The sequence below is a fragment of the Niveispirillum sp. SYP-B3756 genome (assembly GCF_009495745.1).
Classification (GTDB): domain Bacteria; phylum Pseudomonadota; class Alphaproteobacteria; order Azospirillales; family Azospirillaceae; genus Niveispirillum.
The window spans coordinates 407,443-428,883 of the sequence record NZ_WIDQ01000003.1 but is presented as its reverse complement, the minus strand read 5'-3'; the positions used below and the strand labels follow the sequence as shown (position 1 = coordinate 428,883).

Genomic DNA, 21,441 nt, shown 5'->3' with positions numbered 1-21,441 from the left:
TCGGCCACGATCAAATGACGCTGGTAAGAGAAGGAAGAACAATTATGACCGCCTTTTCCCGGCGTACTTTGCTTGCCACCAGCCTGGCCGCCAGCACACTTCCGGCCATGTCGGCACTGGCCGCCACGCGCGCCAATGCGCCCAAGCCCTATGGCGCCACGCCCAGCGCCCGGCAATGGCGCTGGCACGGCATCGGCAGCTATGCCTTCATCCATTTCTCCATCAATACCTTCACCGACAAGGAATGGGGGTATGGGGATGAGGATGTGAAGCTGTTCAACCCAACCGATTTTGACGCCGACCAGATCGTCGGCGCGGCCAAGGCGGGTGGGTTGCGCGGTATTCTGCTGACGGCCAAGCATCATGATGGTTTCTGCCTCTGGCCGACCAAGCTGACCGAACATTGCATCCGCAACAGCCCCTACAAGAACGGCCAGGGCGATATCGTCCGCGAATTTGCCGATGCCTGTAAGCGGGCAGGGATGCTGTTCGGCATCTACCTGTCCCCGTGGGACCGTAACCATGCCGACTATGGCCGCCCGGCCTATGTGGAATATTTCCGCGCCACGCTGACCGAACTCTGCACCCAATATGGCGACCTGTTCGAGGTCTGGTTCGACGGGGCTAATGGCGGCGACGGCTATTACGGCGGCGCGCGGGAAGCCCGCAAGATCGATGCGCCGAAATATTATAACTGGCCCGACATTGTGGCCCTGGTGCACAAGCTGCAGCCCAACGCCTGCACCTTCGATCCGCTGGGTGCCGATATCCGCTGGGTGGGGAACGAGGATGGGGTGGCCGGCGACCCATGCTGGCCGACCATGCCCAACAAGCCCTATGATCAGGTGGAAGGCAATTCCGGCGTGCGCGGCGGTGAACTCTGGTGGCCGACGGAAACCAATGTTTCCATCCGTCCCGGCTGGTTCTATCACGCGGATGAGGATTCCAAGGTCAAGAGCCCGGAACGGCTGGTGAAGCTGTTTGACGAGAGCATTGCCCGTGGCACCAACCTGAACCTGAACCTGCCGCCGGATCGGCGCGGCCGCATCCCCGATCAGGATGTGAAGATCCTGAAATCCTTCGGCGATGCCATGCGCGCCACCTTTGCCCAGGATCTGGCGCAAGGGGCAGTCGCCTATGCCAGCCACAGCCGGGGACCGGGGTTCGAGCCTTCGCTGGTGCTGGATGGCGACCGGGAAACCTATTGGTCCACGCCCGACGATGCGACCAAGCCGGCGCTGACGCTGGAACTGAAGCCCGGCAACACGTTCGATCTGATCCGCATTGCCGAATATCTGCCGCTGGGCGTGCGCGTCACCCGCTTTGCCCTGGATGCGGAGATTGATGGCAAATGGCAGGTGCTGGCGGAGCATGAATGCATCTCCCAGCAGCGCGTCGTTCGCCTGAAGGCACCGATCACCCCGACCAAGGTGCGGCTGCGCATTGTTGAGGCACCGGTGTGCCCGGCGATTACCGAGTTCGCCCTGTTCCGTGCCGTCGCTCCGGTGTCGGTGCCGCCCATCGTTTCCACCGACCCGACCGTACTGGACGTGACCACGTGGAAGGTGGTGGAGGCGACGGCCCCGAAGGCGGAAAAACTGCTGGATAATGATGCCCAGACCATCTGGATCATGGATGCACCGCCGCCGGGCAAGCCCGCCAGCGTCACCGTTGATCTGGGGGCGGAGACCAATCTGGCCGGCTTCAGCCTGACGCCGTCGCGTCAGGTGATGACCGGTGCCGCCCCACCCAAGGGCTATGTCGCCGAAACCAGCCTGGATGGCAAGTCCTGGCAGGCGGGCGGGAAGGGGGAGTTCTCCAACATCGCCTATGCGCTGGCCACCCAGCGCATTCCGTTCGATGCCCCGCGCAAGGCCCGCTTCCTGCGGCTCAGCTTCGCGGAAACGGCGTTGGCGATGCCTCGGCTGGCCATTGCCGGGATCGGTGGGTTCACGCCGCGCTCCTAAGGCGGCTTGATCGTGAAGGCGCGGAGGGAGACTTCCGCGCCTTTTTCTTATGCTTCTTCTGGACGTTGCCCACCATGCGTCTCCTGCTGCTGATCGCCCTGCTCTGCCTTTCCCCGCTTCTGCCGGCCAAGGCGCAAAGCCTGGACCTGACGCACGCCACCCTGGTTGCCGCACCTGCCAGCGGGCCGGAACAGGCAGCGGTGACACTGCTGCTGGAAGAGGTGGCCAAGCGCACCGGCATTGCCTGGGAACAGAGGGCAGCAGAGGCGGGGCCGCTGGTGGTGGTGGGGCAGGGAACGCAGATGGGCGCCCTGTTGCCGGCTGACCTGCGTTCGGCCTGGACAGCACCGGTGGGATGGGGCCGCGAGGGCTACACGCTGCGCACCTTCACCTATCAGGGCCGCCCCCTGATCGCCATTGCTGGGCATGATGCGCGCGGCGTGCTCTATGGCATCGGCCATCTGCTGCGGTCGCTGGCGATGGAGAAGGGGCGGGCGGTTCTGGCGGCCCCCTTGAATGTCACGGCAACACCGGAAAAGACGCTGCGCAGCCACCAGATCGGCTATCGCTTCAAGAACAACACCTATGATGCCTGGACCCTGGCGCAGTTCGAACAGGAAATCCGCGATCTGGCGGTCTTTGGCAGCAACGCCATCCAGGTGATTGCCCCGATTTCCGATGATGAGAAGGCAAGCCCGCTCTTCTCCGCCCCGGCGGATGAAACCATCATCGGCATTGCCGGCATCCTGGCGAAATATGGGCTGGATTTCGATCTGTATTACCCGGTCATCCGCGCTGATTATGGCGACCCGGCGCAGGTGGCGGCAGAGCTGGCGGATTTCGAGGCGCTGATCCAGCGCTTCCCCGCCATCCATGCGCTCTATGTGCCCGGTGGCGATCCGGGCCATACCCCGCCGGACCATTTGTTCCCGCTGCTGGAAAAGCTTGCGGCGCGCCTGCACCGCCATCATCCGAACGCGGAACTGTGGGTATCGACCCAGGGGTTCGATCAGGCCGGCTATGAGGCGTTTTACCATCAGTTGGACCGCCAGCCGGCCTGGCTGACGGGCATCTTCATCGGCCCGCAATCACGTGACCCGATGGCGGTACAGCGGGCGCGTATCCCCGCTCGCTATCCGATCCAGGCCTATCCGGATATCGGCCATACATTGCACGCGCAGTTCCCGGTGGCGGATTGGGATCCGGCCTTCGCCCTGCTGGAAGGGCGGGAGCCGATCAGCCCAAGGCCGGGGGATATGGGTGTGATTTACCGGCATTTTCAGCCGCTTTTCACCGGCTTTGTCACCTATTCCGAAGGGGTGACGGATGATGTGAACAAGATGCTGTGGTCGCAATGGGGCTGGTCTGCTGCCACCGATCCGGCAGAGATTCTGCGTGATTACGCCCGCTACTTCCTCGGCCCCGCCATCGCCCAGACCCATGCCGACCGTGCCGCCGCCCTGATCTTGAATCTGGAGCGTAATTGGCGCGGGCCGGTCCGTCAGAATACGGGTATCGGCGCCACCCTGCAGGGTTTTCTGGCGCTGGACCAAGGGGTAGCACCGGGTAATTGGCGCTGGGAAAGCCTGCTTTACCGTGCTCATTATGACGCCTATGCCCGCCGGCGAGCCATTGCGGAAGCGGCGCGGGAGGCGCAAGCGACGAGTGTTTTGCGCCGAGCCCCCCAACTGGGCAGCCATGCCGCCGTGGCCGACGCCCGCGCCGTGCTTGCGACCGTGGATGATGAGCAGACCATGGCCCTGCGCGCGCAGGTGTTTCAGCTTGCCGGGCGGCTTTATCACCATGTTGGTCTGCAGCTCAGTGTTCGGCTCTATGGGGCGTCGAATTGGGAGCGGGGGGCCAATCTGGATCGTATCGACACGTCGCTCAACAATCGTCGCTGGCTGGAAAAGCAGTTCGGGATGATCGCCATCTTGCCCGATGAGGCAGCAAGGTTGCAGCAACTTGCCGCCCTTGTGAATTGGGAACAGCCGGTGCCTGGCGCGCTCTATGATGATCTGGGCGATCCGACCCGGTCGCCACATCTGGTACGCGGCCCCGGCATGGCGCGCGATCCGCAATTCTTCCAGACCGCCATCCATTCCATCGCCGATGTCATACCAGGTCCGGACTGGCGTCTTTCCTGGGTCACCTATGGCGAGACACTGTATGACAGCCCCCTGACCCTGCATTATCGCGGTCTTGATCCCGGCCAAAGCTACCGGCTGCGGGTGACTTACGCCGGGGAGGACTATCATTTGCCCATCCAGCTGATGGCGAATAAAAATATTGAAATTCAACAATCATTTTCACGTCCAGCAAATCCGGCAATGGTAGAGTATAAGCTTCCACAGGAAGCAATCCATGATGGAAACTTGGTTTTACAGTGGTTCCGACCGGTCGGACTGGGGGGGAGTGGGCGTGGAAAACAGATAGCAGAAGTATGGTTGCTTCCTGTTATCAGTAATAATTATAATTAATCAAGGAAACTATCTCCTGGGGTAGCGTCGTTCAGCCAATGGCTCCGCATAACCTTATGGACATTTTTTTAACTTTATCCATGTTCCCTTAAGATTATCCTGTTGGGAAATTTCCAAACGGGGGGATGTGGTGTTAAAGCGTTTTTCTTTGGTTACCAAGCTGTTGCTGGCTATCAGCGGTGTTCTGATCATCGGCTTGGGAGCGGCAATCTTCGCTATTACGGAGAGCAGCGGGGAGCACACCGACAAGCTGTCATTCGAGGTGGGAGAGAAGATCGGCCGGTATAACGCCGCGCAGGTGGAACGGCAGCTAAATGACGCCATGGATATCAGTCGATTCATGGCGACGACCATGATCAGCATGAAAAAAAGCGGCATGGGACGTCAGGAGGTCAATAACTGGCTGAAAGACTTGCTGGAAGCCACCCCGAATGTGCTGGCTGTCTGGGTCGGTATGGAACCAGATGCGTTCGGCGGTAAGGATACCGATGCTGTCAATGCTCCAGGTAGTGATGCGGCAGGTCGTTTTGTTCCCTATTGGAACCGTGGCGGTGGAAAGCCGATATTGGAAACCCTGGTCGGCTATGACGATCCGGGTCCGGACGGGAATTACTATCAACTCTCCAAGCGTAGTCTGAAGGAAGTGGCGGTCGAGCCCTATGTTTATACGGTCGCCGGCAAGTCAGTATTAATGATGACATTGGTGGTTCCCATTATTGAAAATGGTAAATTCATCGGAAATGCTGGTATCGATCTTGCCACTGACGATATTTGGGAAAGCCTGAAGGGTGTTAAACCTTTCACCACCGGCACGGTCTCCCTCATCTCCAATGGAGGGCTTTGGGTTGGCTATGCCAACAAGGATCACCTGGGAAAGCCCATTGGTGATACAAATGACCGGCTGAAAAACGCGTTACCCGCCATTCGTGAAGGCAGGGATTATCAACAATTCTCCGTTTCCAAGAGTTTAAATACACAAGTTCAGCAACTGTTCATCCCGGTGAATATTGGAAATACGATCACTCCTTGGTCTGTTCTGGTAAATTTGCCATTGAACCAGGTGGAAAGACCGAAAGTTGAAGTGCGTAACTTCATTCTGATGGGTGCCACCTTATTGACTGTGTTGCTGCTACTGGCACTTTGGGTGTCTACGCGTCAGATCGTTGGCGCTCCGTTGCAGCGGATCATTGCCATAGTACAGGCGCTGACCAGTGGCAATTATTCCGTTCAAGTGGGCGATCAGGATCGCGCTGATGAGATCGGGGCCATCAATAAGGCGTTGCAATTATTCAAGGATAATGCTGGTCGTGTGGCGCAGATGGAAGAACAGCGCCGTCAGGATGAGGAACAGGCTGCCCGTCGCCAGAAGCAGGAGCTGAACCGGCTGGCGGATAATTTTGAAAGCAGTGTCGGCGGCGTGGTTGGTGCGGTGGCCGAGCAGTCAGACCGTATCCGCCATGATTCCGAAGCTTTGTCCGCCATCGCCAGCCAGACAACATCTCAGGCCAACGCCGTGGCCAATGCCGCCGACATTGCCAGTGCCAATGTGCAGACGGTGGCTGCTGCGGCGGAAGAACTGGCCCGCTCCATCACGGAGATCAACCAGCGTCTGGCCGAATCCAGCCGCAAGGCGGGGGATGCGGTGACAGAGGTGGAGAAGACCAATGACACGGTGGCCGGGTTGGCGGATGCAGCACAGCGGATCGGGGACGTGGTGAATCTGATTCAGGAAATCGCTGCCCAGACCAATCTGCTGGCGCTGAACGCGACGATTGAGGCGGCGCGGGCGGGGGAGGCCGGTAAGGGCTTTGCCGTGGTGGCGTCGGAGGTGAAGAACCTGGCCGCCCAGACGGCGCGCGCCACGGAGGAAATTGCCGGACAGATCAGCCGGATGCAGGCGGTGAGCGGCAATGCCGTCACCGCCATCCAGTCCATCGGTCACACCATCGTCTCGATCAGTGAAACTGTGACGACGATCGCCGCAGCGGCGGAAGAGCAGGGGGCGGCAACCCAGGAAATCAGCCGCAATGTGCAGGAGGCGGCAGCCGGTACCCAGGAGGTTACGGCCACGATTCAGGAGGTGACGCGGGCTGCTAATGAAACCGGCGCCATGGCGGCCCATGCCCGGACGGCATCCGATAACCTGTCCCAGCAGGCAACCCAACTGCGTCAGGAAGTGCAGCGCTTCGTGTCCAGCATCCGCACCTGACCAGCCTGCGAATATCCTTTCCCAAAAAAAGACCCCTTCAGCCCGGTCGGGCTGAAGGGGTTTAATTTTGTGTGGAATATCCCGGCCCCACAGGGGGTGGAAGCCGGGAGGGGCAGGGATCAGAAGTTGATGGTCAGGCCCATGGCAATCTGACGGCCCAGCGAGTCATAGCGACCCGACAGGGTGTTGTTGCGGGACAGGCCATAGCTGTAGGAGTTCGGCAGGATCGGCGGGCGCTTGTCGAACAGGTTGTTCGCCGCCAGCCGGAACGTGTAATTCTCCTGCACGCGATAGGAGAAGGCCAGATCGAAGTAATTATAGGCCGGAATGCGGTAGAAGGTGGAACGTTCACCCGCCTGCGTCCAGCCCAGTTCCGGCTTGCCGGAATTGCTGACATTGTTCATCACGCCGACATAGCGCCAGTTCAGCGAAGCGGTGAAGTTGCCATCTTCCGAATTATAGGTACCGCGCAGACCATGCGTCCATTTCGGGATCAACTGGCCGCACGGACCGCCGTAATAGCCGGCGCAATTATACTTCGGCAGGATCGGCGAATCCTGGCCACCAGCCAGGGTGGTCAACGAACCGGCGAAGCTCCAGTCGATGAAGCCGGCTTCCTGCAGGTTCAGGTCTTCCAGGTCCAGACGATACTGGGCCTGAATATCCCAGCCGTGCGACTTACTCTTGTAATAGTTGGTGGTACCACCACGGATGAAGCCGGTGGTAGGGTTGGTGCTGGCAGCACTATAGAGCGTGCCGTTGGCATTGCGCACGAACTTGGAGCAGAAGAATTCCTGACCGGTCTGCAGGCAGCCCTTCCAGAAATAATCATCAAAGTTAAAGCCGATGCTGTCATTCAGATCGATCATGAACCGATCAACCGACACCACCAGACCCTTGGCGAAGCGCGGCTTCAGCACCACACCGATGGTCTTGGTATAGGCGGTTTCCGGATCAACCGTGAAGCCGCCCAGGCGAACGGTGCAGGCATTGTCCGGGCAGGACAGGTCACGGCTGCCGTAGAGGCTGGGAGCCAGCCCGGTGGCGGCGCAGACAGCCTGAGATGCCTTGGGCCCGTCATAGACCGTGATCATCTTGGTCGGATCGTTGGGATCTTGAACCTGACGCGGCGTGCTGGCGCAGAAATCGTTCTCCAGCCCGCCCTGCTTCCGGTAGTCGAAATTCTCGGCCTGGGCGATTTCCACCACGGTTGGCGCGCGCTGTGCCTTGTTGATGGAGGCGCGGAAGGTGATGTCCTCCACCGGGGCATAGAGGCTTTCGCCCTTCCAGGTGGAGAAGGATTCCGGGTTGCTGTTATACTTGGACAGACGGTAACCACCGTTCAGCTGCAACAGCTCAACACCCGGCTTTTCCTGCACCAGCGGTGCCTGCACTTCCAGATTGCCTTCCCAGACATGCTGGTTCAGCGTCCGGTCCGTACCGCCATTTTCCTTGCGGTAGATCGCGTCGGCAAACTCCTTCAATTGGTCATGTCGAAACTCGGCGCCAAAAGCTACGGCAACACCTTCGTTTGCCCAAGGGGAGGTGACGCCATAGGCGCCCAGGTCGCCCTGAACGTTGGCGAGCACATTGCCCAGGGTGCCGATACCGCTCTTCGTACCGCTGGGACGAGTCAGCAGGTAATCGAACAGGGCCGCATCGTTGTTGTTGGCGCGGAACGCATCGAAAGGCACGCAGTCGGGATCGCTGCCATTGATCTTGGACACGCAGGTTGGCGTGCCATTGACATTGACCACATTGAGCGAACGGTTAACCTTGTCGAAATCGGGGTTATTGCCGTTGGTTGAATCCTGCCGGTTGCGGGCATAGACGCCGCCGACATCATAGCTCCAGACGTCGGCGAACTTGCCGCGCACACCACCGGTGATGCGATGACCCTTGTTGACATAGACGTCTTCAACATGGGGCAACTCGTTGAAACGGTAGCGCACTTCCAGCGGTATGAAAGCGGCGGCACCGGCAGAGGTACCGCACACCGACTGTGCCTGTGTGGCCGACATGAACGGGTTGTCGCAGTTCACCTGATAAGGCGTACTGCCGTAAGCCGTGTAGCTATAGACCCGCGCCGGATAGGGGTTCGACGTGCGATCATGGAACATCATCGCGTCGACATAAATCTCGGCGCTGTCGGTCAGGTCAAACGTGGCGAAGCCACCAGCATTCCACCGCTTATTCTCACGCTGGAACGGATAGCCATCATAGGGATTGGTGGCAAAGCCGGGTGCTGTGCTACTGGGCACGAAGGTGCGGCTGCCATTTGGGTTGTTCAGGAAAACCGACCCATTATTGCTGCCACCGCGCGGCGAAATATAACCTGCCGGCGAATAGGTGGAGGTGGTACAGCCCAGCGGGCCATCCTTGCTCGATTCCGTGATCTGGCAGGCGGAGGTTTCGCGGCTGCTGTACTTCACCAGGCTGGCTTCACGATAATCGACGAAGCCTGCAATATGCAGCCGGTCTTCAAACAGCCCCGTGCCGGCGGCGACGGAGATATCGGCGCGGCCACCATCCTTGTTGGTGCCGGTGGCCGGCGTGAAACCATATTGATTGGCAAGGTCCGACACCAGGGTCGGCTTGTTCTTGTGATAGTAGAAATTATGGTTGGCGTTGACCTGAACGCCCTCAAACTTCTTCTTCATCACGAAATTGACGACGCCGGCAACGGCGTCGGAACCATAGACCGAGGAAGCACCACCGGTCAGCACATCCACCCGCTCCAGCAGGGCGGTGGGGATCATGCCGGCGTCCTGGCCATTCATGGTGCCCAGGCGCTTGCCATCTACCAGAACCAGGGTGCGTTCAAAGCCGAGATTGCGCAGCTTGATGCGCTGGCGACCATCGGAATCCTGATAGCTTGCCTGATTATCCGGTGCAATCTGCGGCAACCGGTTCAGCACTTCTTCGATATTGACGGCGGCCTGCGCCTGAATCTCCGCTGCTGTCACCGACTGGATCGGTGCGGCGGCCGTTGCGTTCGGCCGCGCGATGCGCGTGCCGGTGACGACAATTTCTGTCAGCGAGAGTTCCGTGTCGGAACCCTTCTTGTCCGACGCCTGCTGTGCCGAAGCGGTTACCGCTAACAAGCTCAAGGCGCACGTCGACAGCAAAAGAAGACGGTTACGTCCCTTCATCATTTAAATCCCCCATTTATAAGTCGTTTTTCAACGACTGAAAGCCTGCGTCTAGCTTCCCACTTCGCTACCCGGACGCGAGGCTGCCCGATATTGTTGATTGCTGTTCAGATGCGGCAGCATGGCCGCATTCGTATGTTTCCTTAGTGATTGTCCCCTTTTTGGAGCACTTGCCGCCCGGTCACTTTTCTATGGCGGACTGACAAAAGCACACATCACGGAACCCGTCCCTCCACGGTTTCCGTTTCAGCGTCCGCTGCCGATCTGCCTCTTGTTTCCCCCAAGAGCAAAGTAACCAAACTGCAATGTGCTGCAGGGAGGTTGCCATGCAGGCAATATCAATTCAATACCAAAATAGGGTTTATGTTACCGTGAACACGTATGGCTGTTCGAATGTTGCGCGTTCTTGGCGGTGACGCCCGCCGCGGCCCCCGAAGGGAGGCAGCGGCGGGCAGTGTCGCGGGGGGCGGCCGCTGCTCAGTGGCAACCGTCCGTCACCGCTGCGACGGCATTGTTCGTCACATTGATCGTGCGGTGATAGCATCCGCCGTCACTGTCTTTGACATCCAGTTGCACACGATTCGTTCCGGTCACCTGACGGGAACGGCGCGTTTGTGGATCGGTTACAGCTGTCAGTTCCGGCTTCACCTGATAATCCATAATCTGCCACCAGCGCGCCCCTGACGCATCGGTGATTACCCGCTCCGACCACAGGCCCTGTTCCAGTTTTAGCTGTTGGGTTCGATTATTGTCGTCACCGGAGACCTGCATGTCGATGGTCAAGGGGTAGCGGGCCTGGAAGCGTTCCATCCGTAAACCATCCTTGTCGATGGTCTGGACCAGATTGTCGATCAAGGTGGATTGATCGACCCGCCAGAGATTGGCCTTCTCACCAGAAACATAATCCTGCCGGTTAAAGAAACGGGTGCTGCTGCGGACCCTGGTTTCGATGCGGCCCCTGGATGTTTCCACAAATCCGGCAATTTCATAGGCGCGGGCCTGGGTGGTCAGGCTGTTGCCGTTCAACTCGCCCTGCTCCGTCGGCTTGGCCCGGCTGAAATCGGCGGTTACCTCCGGGTCGGTCAGGGTGTTGCTGATCACGGCACCGGTAACACGCTTTGCCCCCTTATCCTGCCAGCCCATCAGGGTGCCGGTGACAAGGAAGTAACGGCGCAGACCCTGGATGGTCACCGCGATTTCATGCGGCTTGTCATCGGTCAGCAAGCCGATAAAGGGCGTCAGATCCAGCCGTGTCGGCACGAAATTCAGGGTCTGGATGCCGGGGGCCGGGAACCACAGATAGGGGTTGATGCCGCCGGTATAAATCCACGGAAAAAGCGGGGCGGTGCCGGCGCGCTGGCCGTCGATCCACAATTCCGCTTCCCGCCAGGCGCCGCCACCGCAATTTTCCTTGCCATCGCCGGCCAGCCGGTCATCCACACAGGCATACCAGAACTCATCCGCCCCTTGTGGTTCGGCCAGCAAATCCAGGTGAAGCCGTTCCAGGTTGGCGGGGAAGCGCACCTGCGTGGTCAGGCGCGGTGTGTCACTGTCCAGCCGTACTGGTGCATCGGAGATGGGGGTGACGAAGGGCGCCGTTTCGGCGGCCGGCGCATCCTTGGCGGCGGGATAGAACAACATCCGTGCCCGGCCGGTGATATGGCCAGTATAGGTGTCATCGACATAATTGACCAGCCAGGCCGCCCCCTTGCGCTTGTCGCGCAGGTAAGCCTGATACGCCGTCACGTCACGCTCGACATGCCATTCCGGGGCGATGTCCTTGCGCGGCTCCATCGTAGTGCCGAAATAGAGATTGACGCCGCCGACATTGATGATGGCGGTGCGATCATATTGGCGGCCGGCGGAAACCGCGTAATCCGCCTCGATCACCACCTTGGCCCAGGGGCCCTTGCATTTTTGCGGCGGCGCATAATCGAATCGGGCTGGATCTTCGCCGACAAATTCGCGGGTATCGAACAGGGGGACGATGCAGGGCTGGTTGGCGGGGCGCGGAACGCGCAACTCCACCTCGGCCACCGTGTTGGTTCCCACGGGCGGAACGGGGGGCGCCGCATAATCCGCCGCATAGGCGGGCACGGCCAGACCGGCGCCCAGCAGGACGGCGGACCAGAATAGGCTTCTCATGGGGAAATATCCCTGACAGGTGTCTGGAAATGGCCGCGCAAGGAGGGAGGCGGGCAGGGTGCCCGGTTGCGCTAACATCACGATAGCCCACGCGAGCTCCCCGTCAAGAAGGAAGCCTATAAGGCCTGTATTGGAATTATTTTGGTTTTGTGTTGTTTTATGTAACGGGATTGCGTGGGCCGCTGAATCACAGGGTGCTGCGCCGGGGAAAATCAGATCAGTCAGGGGCCTCATGCTTGAAGTATGCGTAGAGGAAGTGGCCGGCATTGATGCCGCCGCAGCCGGTGGTGCCGATCGTATGGAATTGTGCGCCGGCTTGTCGCTGGGCGGGCTGACCCCGTCGCCAGCCCTGATCCGCGCGGCGGCAGCCTGCCCGGTGCCTGCCCTGCTGCTGGCCCGGCCGCGCGAAGGCGATTTCCGCTATGATGCGCGTGAGGCGGCGCTGGTGGCGGAAGATATCAGCGATGCTGCCCAGGCCGGACTGGCCGGCGTGGTCATCGGGGCCAATGATCAGCATAACCATCTTGATACCAATTTGCTGGCGCAATGGGTGGCCCATGCCCGGGCGGAAGGGGAGAAACGGGGGCGTCCGCTGCTGTTGACCCTGCACCGCGCCTTCGATCTCTGCCCCGATCACGGGGCAGCGCTGGAGGTGGCAATTGCGCTGGGCTTTGACCGCATCCTGACGTCGGGCGGTCAACCGCGCGCCGTGGATGGGGCTGCCACACTGGCCGCGCTCGTCAGCCAGGCGGCGGGCCGCATTATCATTTTGCCCGGCGGCGGGATCGATGCCGGCAATGTCTCCACCATCCTGGCGACCGGGGTGCGGGAGATTCATGCCTCCTGCCGCGCCCCGCTGGGGGCACCGGGTGAGCAGGAAAAGCGTTTCGGTTTCCAGGCGGGCCCGCGTCTGCGCACCCAGGCAGACAAGGTGGCCGCCCTGCGGGCGTTGGTGATGGCAGATAGATCCTGAATAGAACCTTGTACAATACCAATATGTGACTTATCCTTGAGGGATTGGTTACGGAACAGGTGGGGGCGAAGGTGATCGCTGACGAAAATCATAAGGCCACGGGTGCTGCGGCGACCCTGATGGGGAGCGAGGCCGCCGAAGGGGCGGCTGCCGTGCGCCGTCTGCTGGATGCCAATATCGACACGCTGCGTGAATTGGGTGCTGCGCTGCGGGCGACGCCGCCGTCGCTGGTGGCGACCTGTGCGCGTGGTTCGTCCGACCATGCCGCGACCTATGGCAAATATCTAATTGAAACCCTGTTGGGTGTGCCGGTGGCCTCTGCCGCCCCCTCGGTGGTCTCGGTCTTTTCGGCCCCGGTTGTTGCTAACGGGGCGCTCTGCATTGCCATTTCGCAAAGCGGGCGCAGCCCAGACCTGCTGGCCACGGCAGAGGCCTACAAGAAGTCGGGTGCCCGCCTGGTGGCCTTCGTCAATGACGAAACCTCTCCGCTGGCGGCCATGGCTGATACCTATATCGCCTTGAAGGCCGGCCCGGAAAAGTCGGTTGCTGCCACCAAGTCCTATATCGTCTCCCTGGCCGGCCTTGCCGCCCTGGTGGCCGAATGGGCGGATGATGACGCGCTGCGCGCCGCTGTGCAGGGCCTGCCCGATCTGCTGGCCAAGGCCAATGGTCTGGATTGGTCTGCTGCGGTTGAGGCATTGCGTGATGCCCGGAACCTGTTCACCATCGGTCGCGGCTATACGTTCGGGATCGCGCAGGAGGCAGCGCTGAAGTTCAAGGAAACCTGTGGTTTGCACGCGGAGGCCTTCAGCGCCGCCGAGGTGAAGCACGGCCCGATGGCGATCGTGCGCGATGGTTTCCCCGTGCTGGCCTTTGCCGGGTCGGACACGGCCGGTGATGGTGTGCGGGATACGTCAGCGGTCTTTGCTGAGCGTGGCGCCCGCGTCTGTCTGGCCGATGCCAAGGCCGATGGTGCCAGCACCCTGCCGGCCCTGCAGACCCATCCGGTCATTGAACCGATTTTGATGATCCAGAGCTTCTATCATATGGCCAATGCCTTGTCGGTGGCACGCGGCCATGATCCGGATCGCCCGCTCTTTCTTAGCAAGGTGACTGAAACACGATGACCGGGTTTCGCTTCGTCAATGGCCGGGTGGTGACGCCGGCCGGTATATTGGATGGGGCCGAGATCGCGGTGGAGGGCGGCCGTATCGCCGCCATCCGTCCGCTGACCACGACCGAAGGTGCCATAGATCTGCAAGGCGGCTGGATCGTTCCCGGCTTCATCGATACGCAGGTCAATGGCGGCGGCGGTGTGCTGTTCAATGATGAACCGACGATGGAGGGGATCGCTGCCATCGGGCGCGCCCATACGCGTTTCGGTACCACCGGTTTCCTGCCGACATTGATCAGCGATGTGCCGTCCGTGATCGCCCGCGCGCTGGATGCGGCAGATGCGGCGATCGAAGCCGGGGTGCCCGGCTGTCTGGGCGTGCATATCGAAGGGCCGATCATCAATGTCGCCCGCAAGGGGATTCACGACCAGACCAAGTTCCGCCGGCTGGACCCGGAGATGTTGGCCCTGTTCGAGAAGCCCCGCCGTGGCAAGGTGATGCTGACCCTGGCGCCGGAAATGGCGACGGTGGAGGATATTGCCCACCTGCACAAGCTGGGCGTGATCATGTCCATCGGCCATAGCGATGCGGACTATGATACGGCGGTGGCTGGTTTCCAGGCGGGCATGTCCGCTGTGACCCACCTGTTCAACGCCATGTCGCCGTTGCAACACCGCGCCCCCGGCGTGGTGGGTGCCGCCCTGGATGATCAAAGCATCTATTGCGGGATCATCGTCGACGGGTTCCATGTGCATGATGCGGCGCTGCGCGTCGCCATCCGCTCCCATGCGCTGGATCATTTCATGCTGGTGACGGATGCCATGTCCTGCGTTGGCGTGGATGTGACGGAATTCGACCTGCATGGCCGCCGCATTCTGGTGCGCGATGGCCGTTGTGTGGGTGAGGACGGCACACTGGCCGGTTCCGCCATCGATATGGCCGCCGCCTTCCGCAATACGGTTAATCGTCTGCGCCTGTCCCATGCCGATGCCTCTGTCATGGCTTCTGCCGGGCCGGCTGGCTTCCTGGGTCTGTCGGCGGAACGGGGCGCGCTGGCCCACGGGCTGGTGGCTGATTGGGTGCAGTTGACGCATGATCTTCAGCCCGCGGGAACCTGGATCGCCGGTACCCGCATCGCCTGACGCCAACTTCAAATAGAGACTTGGCCCTGAGCATGACACCACCGACCAACAAGATCGACGGTATCGCCGGGGCGTCCATCGCCATCGGCGCGCCCCTGACGGGCTGGCTGACCGTTCTGGATGAAGTGCCCGACGCCGTTTTCGCCAGCCGGATGCTGGGGGACGGCGTCGCCATCGACCCGACGGGCGATTGCCTGGTTTCCCCCTGCGATGGGGAGGTCAGCGCGCTGAATGCCAGCGGCCACGCCGTCACCATCCGCATTGCGGATGGGGCGGAAATCCTGATGCATATCGGCATCGATACGGTGGCCCTGGCCGGTCGCGGCTTCACCCCCTGCGTCCGCCAGGGCGACCGGGTGAAGCGCGGCGATGTGCTGATCCGTTTCGATCTGGACGCCATTGTGCAGGCGGCCCCGGCGGTGGTAACGCCGGTTCTGCTGCTGGAAACCGACCGTTTCACCCTGGCCCGCACCCGCGACAATGGCCCGGTGAAGGCCGGTGACTATATCTTCACCCTGACCGCCAAGGCGGCAGAGGCGGGCACCCCGGCCGAGGCGGCCACGGGCGCCACGCTGGAACGCCGCCTTCTGGTGCCGCTGGCCCATGGCATTCATGCCAGGCCCGCCGCCCGCATCAAGGAAGCGTTGAGCGGGTTCAGCGCCAGCGTCACCATCGCCAAGGCCGGCAAGGCCATGAATGCCCGCAGCCCGGTGGGGCTGCTGACCTTGGGCATCCGCCTGGGTGATGAGGTGACGATCAGCGCACAAGGGGCCGATGCCGCCGAGGCATTGGCAACCCTAGGGGCGCTGATCGACAGCGGCATGGGGGAAAAGGCCGATCCGGCATCGGCACCCAAGGCCCAGCCCGTCGCCCCGGTCGCGGCCCCGGTGGCGCAGGGCACGGCGGAATTGCCGGCGGATGGCAAGCTGGCAGGTGTCACGGCGTCCCCAGGTTTGGCCGTGGGGCAGGCGCGCGCCTTCCGGCTGCCGGAAATCCAGGTTGCCCCCACCGGTCAGGGGGCGGCGGTGGAGCAGGCGCGGCTGGAAGCAGCCCGCGCCGAGCTGGGCCGCCGGCTGGAGGCTGAGGCAGCGCACGCTAGCGGCCCGCAGAAATCCATCATCCAGGCGCACCGCGCCATGCTGGATGATGATGGCTTGCTGGAAGCGGCCAGCCTGTCCATCGGTGATGGTGCCAGCGCCGGCCATGCCTGGCGCGCCGCCGTGCGGCCGCAGGCGGCGGCGTTGCGTGCCACGGGCGATGCCCATCTGGCAGAACGCGCCGATGACATGCTGGATCTGGAACGCCGGGTGCTGGCCGTGCTGGAAGGCGTGGCGGATGAGCCGCTGTCTTTCCCGCCCGGTACGGTGCTGGTGGCCGAAGACCTGTTGCCCTCGCAATTGATGGCGCTGGATAAGGAAAATGTTGTCGGCTTCGTGGTGGAACGGGGTGGCCCCACCTCCCACGTTGCCATTCTGGCCGCCAGCATGGGGCTGCCGGCGCTGGTTGCCATCGGCCCGGCGCTGCATCAGGTGGCGGATGGCACCGACCTGATTCTGGATGCCACCGGCTGCACCCTGCATGTCGCCCCCGATACCGCCACGCTGGCGGCGGCGCGCGACAGGCTGGCCGTGTTCAACGCCCGGCGGGCGGCGGCCAAGGCGGCGGCGGGCAAGCCCTGCCACACCGCCGATGGTGTGCGCATTGAGGTATTTGCCAATCTGGGATCAGAAGCGGATGCCAAACAGGCCGTCGCCAATGGGGCCGAGGGCAGCGGGTTGCTGCGAACCGAGTTCCTGTTTCTGGAACGGGCGACGGCGCCGACGGTGGCCGAACAGACCGCCGATTACCAATCCATCGCCACCGCACTGGAAGGCCGCCCGTTGATCGTTCGGCTGCTGGATATTGGTGGCGACAAGCCGGCCCCCTATCTGCCGATCCCGGCGGAGGAGAACCCGGCCCTGGGCCTGCGCGGCATCCGCGTTGGTTTCGCCTATCCGACCATGCTGGAGGATCAGATCCGCGCCATCCTGTCGGTGCAGCCGGTGGGCCAGTGCCGCATCATGGTGCCGATGATCGCCGGGGTGGATGAGCTGCGGCGCGTGCGCGCCGTGCTGGACCGCGTGCGGACGGAGATGGGTATCACCGACAAGGTGGAGCTGGGCGTGATGGTGGAAACCCCGGCGGCGGCGGTGACAGCCGATCTGCTGGCGGCGGAGGCCGATTTCCTGTCCATTGGCACCAATGACCTGACGCAGTACGCACTCGCCATGGATCGCGGCAATGCCGCCGTGGCCGGTTCCATCGACGGTCTGCATCCCTCGGTGCTGCGCCTGATTGCGCAGACCTGCCAGGGCGCGGCCCGCCATGGCAAATGGACGGGCGTGTGCGGCAGCCTGGCATCCGACCCGCTGGCCGTGCCTATTCTGGTGGGGTTGGGCGTGGCGGAATTGTCGGCCACGCCGGCCATTGTTCCTGAAATCAAGGCACTGGTCTCCGCGCTGACGCTGGAACAGGCCCGTGCCCATGCTGCGGCGGCGCTGGAGTGCGCCACGGCGGCGGATGTCCGTACACTCGCGCGGGGGTTCAGCGCATGAAGTCGATCCTGGAAAAACTTCAGCCCCTTGGCCGCGCGCTGATGCTGCCCATCGCGGTGCTGCCGGTGGCGGGGCTGATGCTGCGCCTGGGCCAGCCCGATCTGCTGGATATCGCCTTCCTCAGTGCGGCGGGCGATGCGCTTTTCTCCCATCTGGGTCTGCTGTTTGCCATTGGTGTCGCCACCGGCTATGCCCGTGATGGCAATGGCGCGGCCAGCCTTTCCGGCATTGTCTGCTTTCTGGTGGCGACAGAGGCCGGGAAATCCCTGCTGGCGATCCCGCCGGAGGTGACGGGCGATCTGGCCATTGCCGCCTGGAAGGCCAAGGCGGTGGCCCGGCTGGATGTGCCGGTCGGCATCATTTCCGGCCTTGTTGGCGGCCTGTTCTATAACCGCTTCTCCACCATCAGCCTGCCGGATTATCTGGCCTTTTTCGGCGGGCGGCGCTTTGTGCCCATCGTGGCCGGGGCGGCGGGGCTGGTGCTGGCCGTCATTGTCGGCCTGGGCTTCCCGCATATCAGTGCGGGGGTTGATGGGCTGTCGCATGGCGTCGCAGAGGCGGGCGGTTTTGGCCTGTTCATCTTTGGCCTGCTGAACCGCCTGCTGCTGGTCACCGGCCTGCACCATATCCTGAATAATGTCTTCTGGTTCGTGCAGGGCGATTATAACGGCACCGCCGGCGATCTGCGTCGCTTCTTCGCGGGCGATCCCACCGCCGGCGGCTTCATGGCCGGTTTCTTCCCGGTGATGATGTTTGGCCTGCCGGCGGCGTGCTTGGCCATGTATCGCGCCGCCAAGCCGGAACGGCGCAAAGCCGTGGGCGGGATGCTGTTCAGTCTGGCCCTGACCTCGGCCCTGACCGGGGTGACGGAGCCGATTGAATTCAGCTTCATGTTTCTGGCCCCCGCCCTTTATGCGGTTCATGCCATCCTGACCGGTGGGGCGATGGTGCTTATGGACATGCTGGGTGTGAAGCTGGGTTTCGGCTTCTCCGCCGGTCTGTTCGACTATGTGCTGAATTACGGCAAGGCCACCAAGCCGCTGATGCTGCTGCCGGTGGGGCTGGCCTATTTTGCCATTTATTACAGCGTCTTCTCCTTCGTCATCCGCCGCTTCGACCTGAAGACGCCGGGGCGGGAAGAAGAGGGGGCGGCCAGCCCCGCCACCGTCACGGCCAGCCTGCCCGGTGGTCGGGGGGAGGCATTTGTCTGCGCCCTGGGCGGGGCCGCCAACCTGACCAGCGTGGGCGCCTGCACCACCCGCCTGCGCCTGATCGTGGCCGATCAGGGGCTGGTGGATGAGGCATCGTTGAAGGGGCTGGGCGCACGGGGTGTGATCCGCCCCTCGGCCAATGCCTTGCAGGTGGTGCTGGGGCCGATTGCCGATCAGGTGGCGGTGGAAATCCGCGACGCCATGGCCCAGGGCGGCGGCAGCCAGCCGGTGCGCAAGGCTGAAACGGTGACGGCCAGTGCGGCGGCGGGGATCACCCTGACCGATGCAGCGCTGGCGGCCCTGGGCGGGGCCGGCAATATCCGCCGTGTCAGCCAGCATGGCAGCCGCCTGCGGCTGGAACTGGCCGATACAGCCAAGGCCGACCGGGCCAGCCTGACCCGCCTGGGCGTGCGGGAAATGGCAGCGCCGGCCGACGGGCTGCTGCATCTGCTGCTGGCACCGGGGTCGGTGTCGGCGTTAGTGAAGGCGGTTTGAGGGTAAGGGATGGCGGCACCCGGTCGGGTGCCGCCGTTAACCGTACGCAACACTATGCAACGGAATTTGTGGGGGTGGTGCGCCACCCCCTCTTTTTTTGTCAAGGTGGGGTGAAGGTGGATAGAAAGCGGTAATCCAACGGGGAGGAGAAACATACTTTTAGCAGGCTTTATTTTGTGCAAGATATATTTTAGTATATTTAAAAAATAATAGGAGGTGATTTTGATATTCGATTGGTTGTTAAAAAAGATACGTGCCAAAAAAGAGGGTGTCACTTATGTTTCATCGTTTGATGATGAAGAATCTATTGTTATTACAGTCGCCAATAACGGTGTTTTTAATTTAAAAATTTCTGAATTCCCGTTTCTTGGATATATTAATATTGGTGAAGAGTTGTATTTTTTTCATGATGTTTGGTGGATTTTGCCTTATCATGAAAATTTTATTCTTATTTCTGAAAATAGTACTAATGTAGGGTGTGTTTTTAGATACAGTAAGTTAAGATCTAACTTGGATAAAATAGAAAAAAAGTATGTTGTTCATTTGAGTTCAATGCCATGTATTTTGCGTTTTCATTCAAAAAAAGATGGATTTAAGATTATTACTGTAAAAGACCTGCTGTTTTTGAAAAAAAGGGGGTGTGTTGAGGATGTTTCTTCAATTGATGAATTTCCCGCATCAAGCGAATGAGGAAAAAAATGCCATTTCCGAACAATGACGAAGATTTGTCAAAAATACTTGATTTTAATCTATTTCCGGTCGGCGACGAGAGTGAGGATATTGAACATCCGCCAATTTATCTTCCAGGATATGAGCGAGATGATGTTACTCAATTTCTTTCTTCTGTCGGAAGTGGAAATATTTCGGCAATAATTCATAGTAAATTTTCCGTTAAAATTCGCGACTTCTATAAAAGAGAATTGATTCAAAAGGAACTTCTGATCAGCGCAAAGCTTAAGGCGCTAGGCTCAAATCCGACCGACTATGAACTTCGTGGATTGGCAGAGTGGGCCGTCCGTGAACGCACAAGAACGGCACGCATATGGCGTATTCCAACCCCCGTTGTTGGTATTGGCTTCGAAGCACGAGATTGGATGAAGTATGGTTTGGGTGGCCGTACATATAATAATATTTATAAATATACAAAAGAAAAAATGAATAATAATAACGTCAATGATTTAAAAATAAATAGAAATATAGTTTACTCATCTACTAGGTCAAATCCAGCTGTAAACGAAGCTGCAAAAACGGGTGAAAAATTCCTTCGCCGCGGTGGTGGTGTGCTTCTTGTGGCGGGTTTAGGGTTAGCCGCATACGATATCTGGCAAGCACCTGCCGAAAGACGCATGGATGTCGCTGTCCGGCGTGGAGCCGGAATTGCTGGCGGAATAATCGGAGCCGAACTTGCGGCTGGTGCGTTAACGCTGGGAGCCGGTATTCTTTTGGGAGTGACGCCTGCTGGATGGTTGATCATTGCAGTGGGCTTGGTTGGAGCTATCGCCGGGGCCATGGTTGTCGATAAGGTTTTTTTTCCAGACGATTATCGACCAGTCTTGCAAAATATCCAGCAAGGTCGGCTTCTGAATCCCTTGAGATTGAATACTGTCGGCTTTGATGTGCCAGATCGAACTGCATTGAATGTAGTGGAGGTTGTGTCGCTTACGGTGCGACCGGGGGATACAATACGAACTTTCACGCATCGCGCTTACATGCAGGCTGCCGCATCGGTAGGTTTAGATACCGATGGGCAAAAGGCCTTTGCTGATCGGTACATTGCCACTGCCAGCGCAAATTGGCGGGTCGGTGATCCTTCCGTAAATGGCTCTTCTATTGTTCAGGACCAAGACCTGCGTTCTATGGTTGGCAAACAGGTGAATGTTCGCCTGTCTTCAGTTGAAAGAATGGAATTGGCACACTCCTCAATATAATCAGGAAGGCTCGCCCATAAGGCACTGTCA

At 60.4% G+C, this 21,441-nt stretch carries 12 protein-coding genes; 10 read left to right on the top strand and 2 right to left on the bottom strand.

Features of this window, described 5'->3' with window-relative positions:
• Positions 1 to 44: 44 nt before the first annotated feature.
• The 3 genes from GE253_RS08980 to GE253_RS08970 all read left to right on the top strand — a co-directional run bounded on the left by GE253_RS08980 (position 45) and on the right by GE253_RS08970 (position 6,656).
• Positions 45 to 1,967 (top strand): alpha-L-fucosidase, encoded by a 1,923-nt coding sequence (locus GE253_RS08980; protein ID WP_153203779.1) that lies wholly within the window; start codon positions 45 to 47, stop codon positions 1,965 to 1,967.
• Positions 1,968 to 2,041: 74 nt separating this feature from the next.
• A complete protein-coding gene (locus GE253_RS08975; protein ID WP_211101402.1) occupies positions 2,042 to 4,447 on the top strand; it encodes a hypothetical protein in 2,406 nt (801 codons plus the stop codon).
• A 130-nt stretch (positions 4,448 to 4,577) separates the two neighbouring features.
• Complete coding sequence (locus GE253_RS08970) at positions 4,578 to 6,656, top strand: methyl-accepting chemotaxis protein (protein WP_348770802.1); 2,079 nt, start codon at positions 4,578 to 4,580, stop codon at positions 6,654 to 6,656.
• A gap of 119 nt (positions 6,657 to 6,775) precedes the next feature.
• On the opposite strand, the gene GE253_RS08965 is transcribed toward GE253_RS08970, so the two are convergent.
• A complete protein-coding gene (locus GE253_RS08965) occupies positions 6,776 to 9,811 on the bottom strand; it encodes a TonB-dependent receptor (protein WP_211101401.1) in 3,036 nt (1,011 codons plus the stop codon).
• 474 nt (positions 9,812 to 10,285) lie between these two features.
• Positions 10,286 to 11,953 (bottom strand): peptide-N4-asparagine amidase, encoded by a 1,668-nt coding sequence (locus GE253_RS08960; RefSeq protein WP_173012567.1) that lies wholly within the window; start codon positions 11,951 to 11,953, stop codon positions 10,286 to 10,288.
• A gap of 232 nt (positions 11,954 to 12,185) precedes the next feature.
• Here GE253_RS08960 and GE253_RS08955 point away from each other — a divergent pair, with 232 nt between their 5' ends.
• The 7 genes from GE253_RS08955 to GE253_RS08925 all read left to right on the top strand — a co-directional run bounded on the left by GE253_RS08955 (position 12,186) and on the right by GE253_RS08925 (position 21,411).
• A complete protein-coding gene (locus GE253_RS08955) occupies positions 12,186 to 12,926 on the top strand; it encodes a copper homeostasis protein CutC (RefSeq protein ID WP_153203777.1) in 741 nt (246 codons plus the stop codon).
• A gap of 71 nt (positions 12,927 to 12,997) precedes the next feature.
• Positions 12,998 to 14,053 carry an SIS domain-containing protein gene (locus GE253_RS08950; RefSeq protein WP_348770801.1) on the top strand — a complete coding sequence of 352 codons (1,056 nt, stop codon included), beginning with the start codon at positions 12,998 to 13,000 and terminating at the stop codon, positions 14,051 to 14,053.
• On the top strand, positions 14,050 to 15,183 hold the full coding sequence (nagA, locus tag GE253_RS08945; protein ID WP_153203776.1) for an N-acetylglucosamine-6-phosphate deacetylase: 1,134 nt from the start codon (positions 14,050 to 14,052) through the stop codon (positions 15,181 to 15,183). The genes GE253_RS08950 and nagA overlap by 4 nt, the downstream gene beginning before the upstream one ends.
• A gap of 32 nt (positions 15,184 to 15,215) precedes the next feature.
• Complete coding sequence (gene ptsP / locus GE253_RS08940; RefSeq protein ID WP_211101400.1) at positions 15,216 to 17,777, top strand: phosphoenolpyruvate--protein phosphotransferase; 2,562 nt, start codon at positions 15,216 to 15,218, stop codon at positions 17,775 to 17,777.
• The gene (nagE, locus tag GE253_RS08935; protein ID WP_153203775.1) at positions 17,774 to 19,483 is read left to right on the top strand and encodes an N-acetylglucosamine-specific PTS transporter subunit IIBC; all 1,710 of its coding nucleotides are present in this window, start codon (positions 17,774 to 17,776) and stop codon (positions 19,481 to 19,483) included. The genes ptsP and nagE overlap by 4 nt, the downstream gene beginning before the upstream one ends.
• A 222-nt stretch (positions 19,484 to 19,705) precedes the next feature.
• Positions 19,706 to 20,173: a hypothetical protein gene (locus GE253_RS08930; protein ID WP_153203774.1), complete on the top strand. Its 468-nt coding sequence runs from the start codon at positions 19,706 to 19,708 to the stop codon at positions 20,171 to 20,173.
• A gap of 8 nt (positions 20,174 to 20,181) precedes the next feature.
• The gene (locus GE253_RS08925) at positions 20,182 to 21,411 is read left to right on the top strand and encodes a hypothetical protein (RefSeq protein ID WP_153203773.1); all 1,230 of its coding nucleotides are present in this window, start codon (positions 20,182 to 20,184) and stop codon (positions 21,409 to 21,411) included.
• Positions 21,412 to 21,441: the final 30 nt, after the last annotated feature.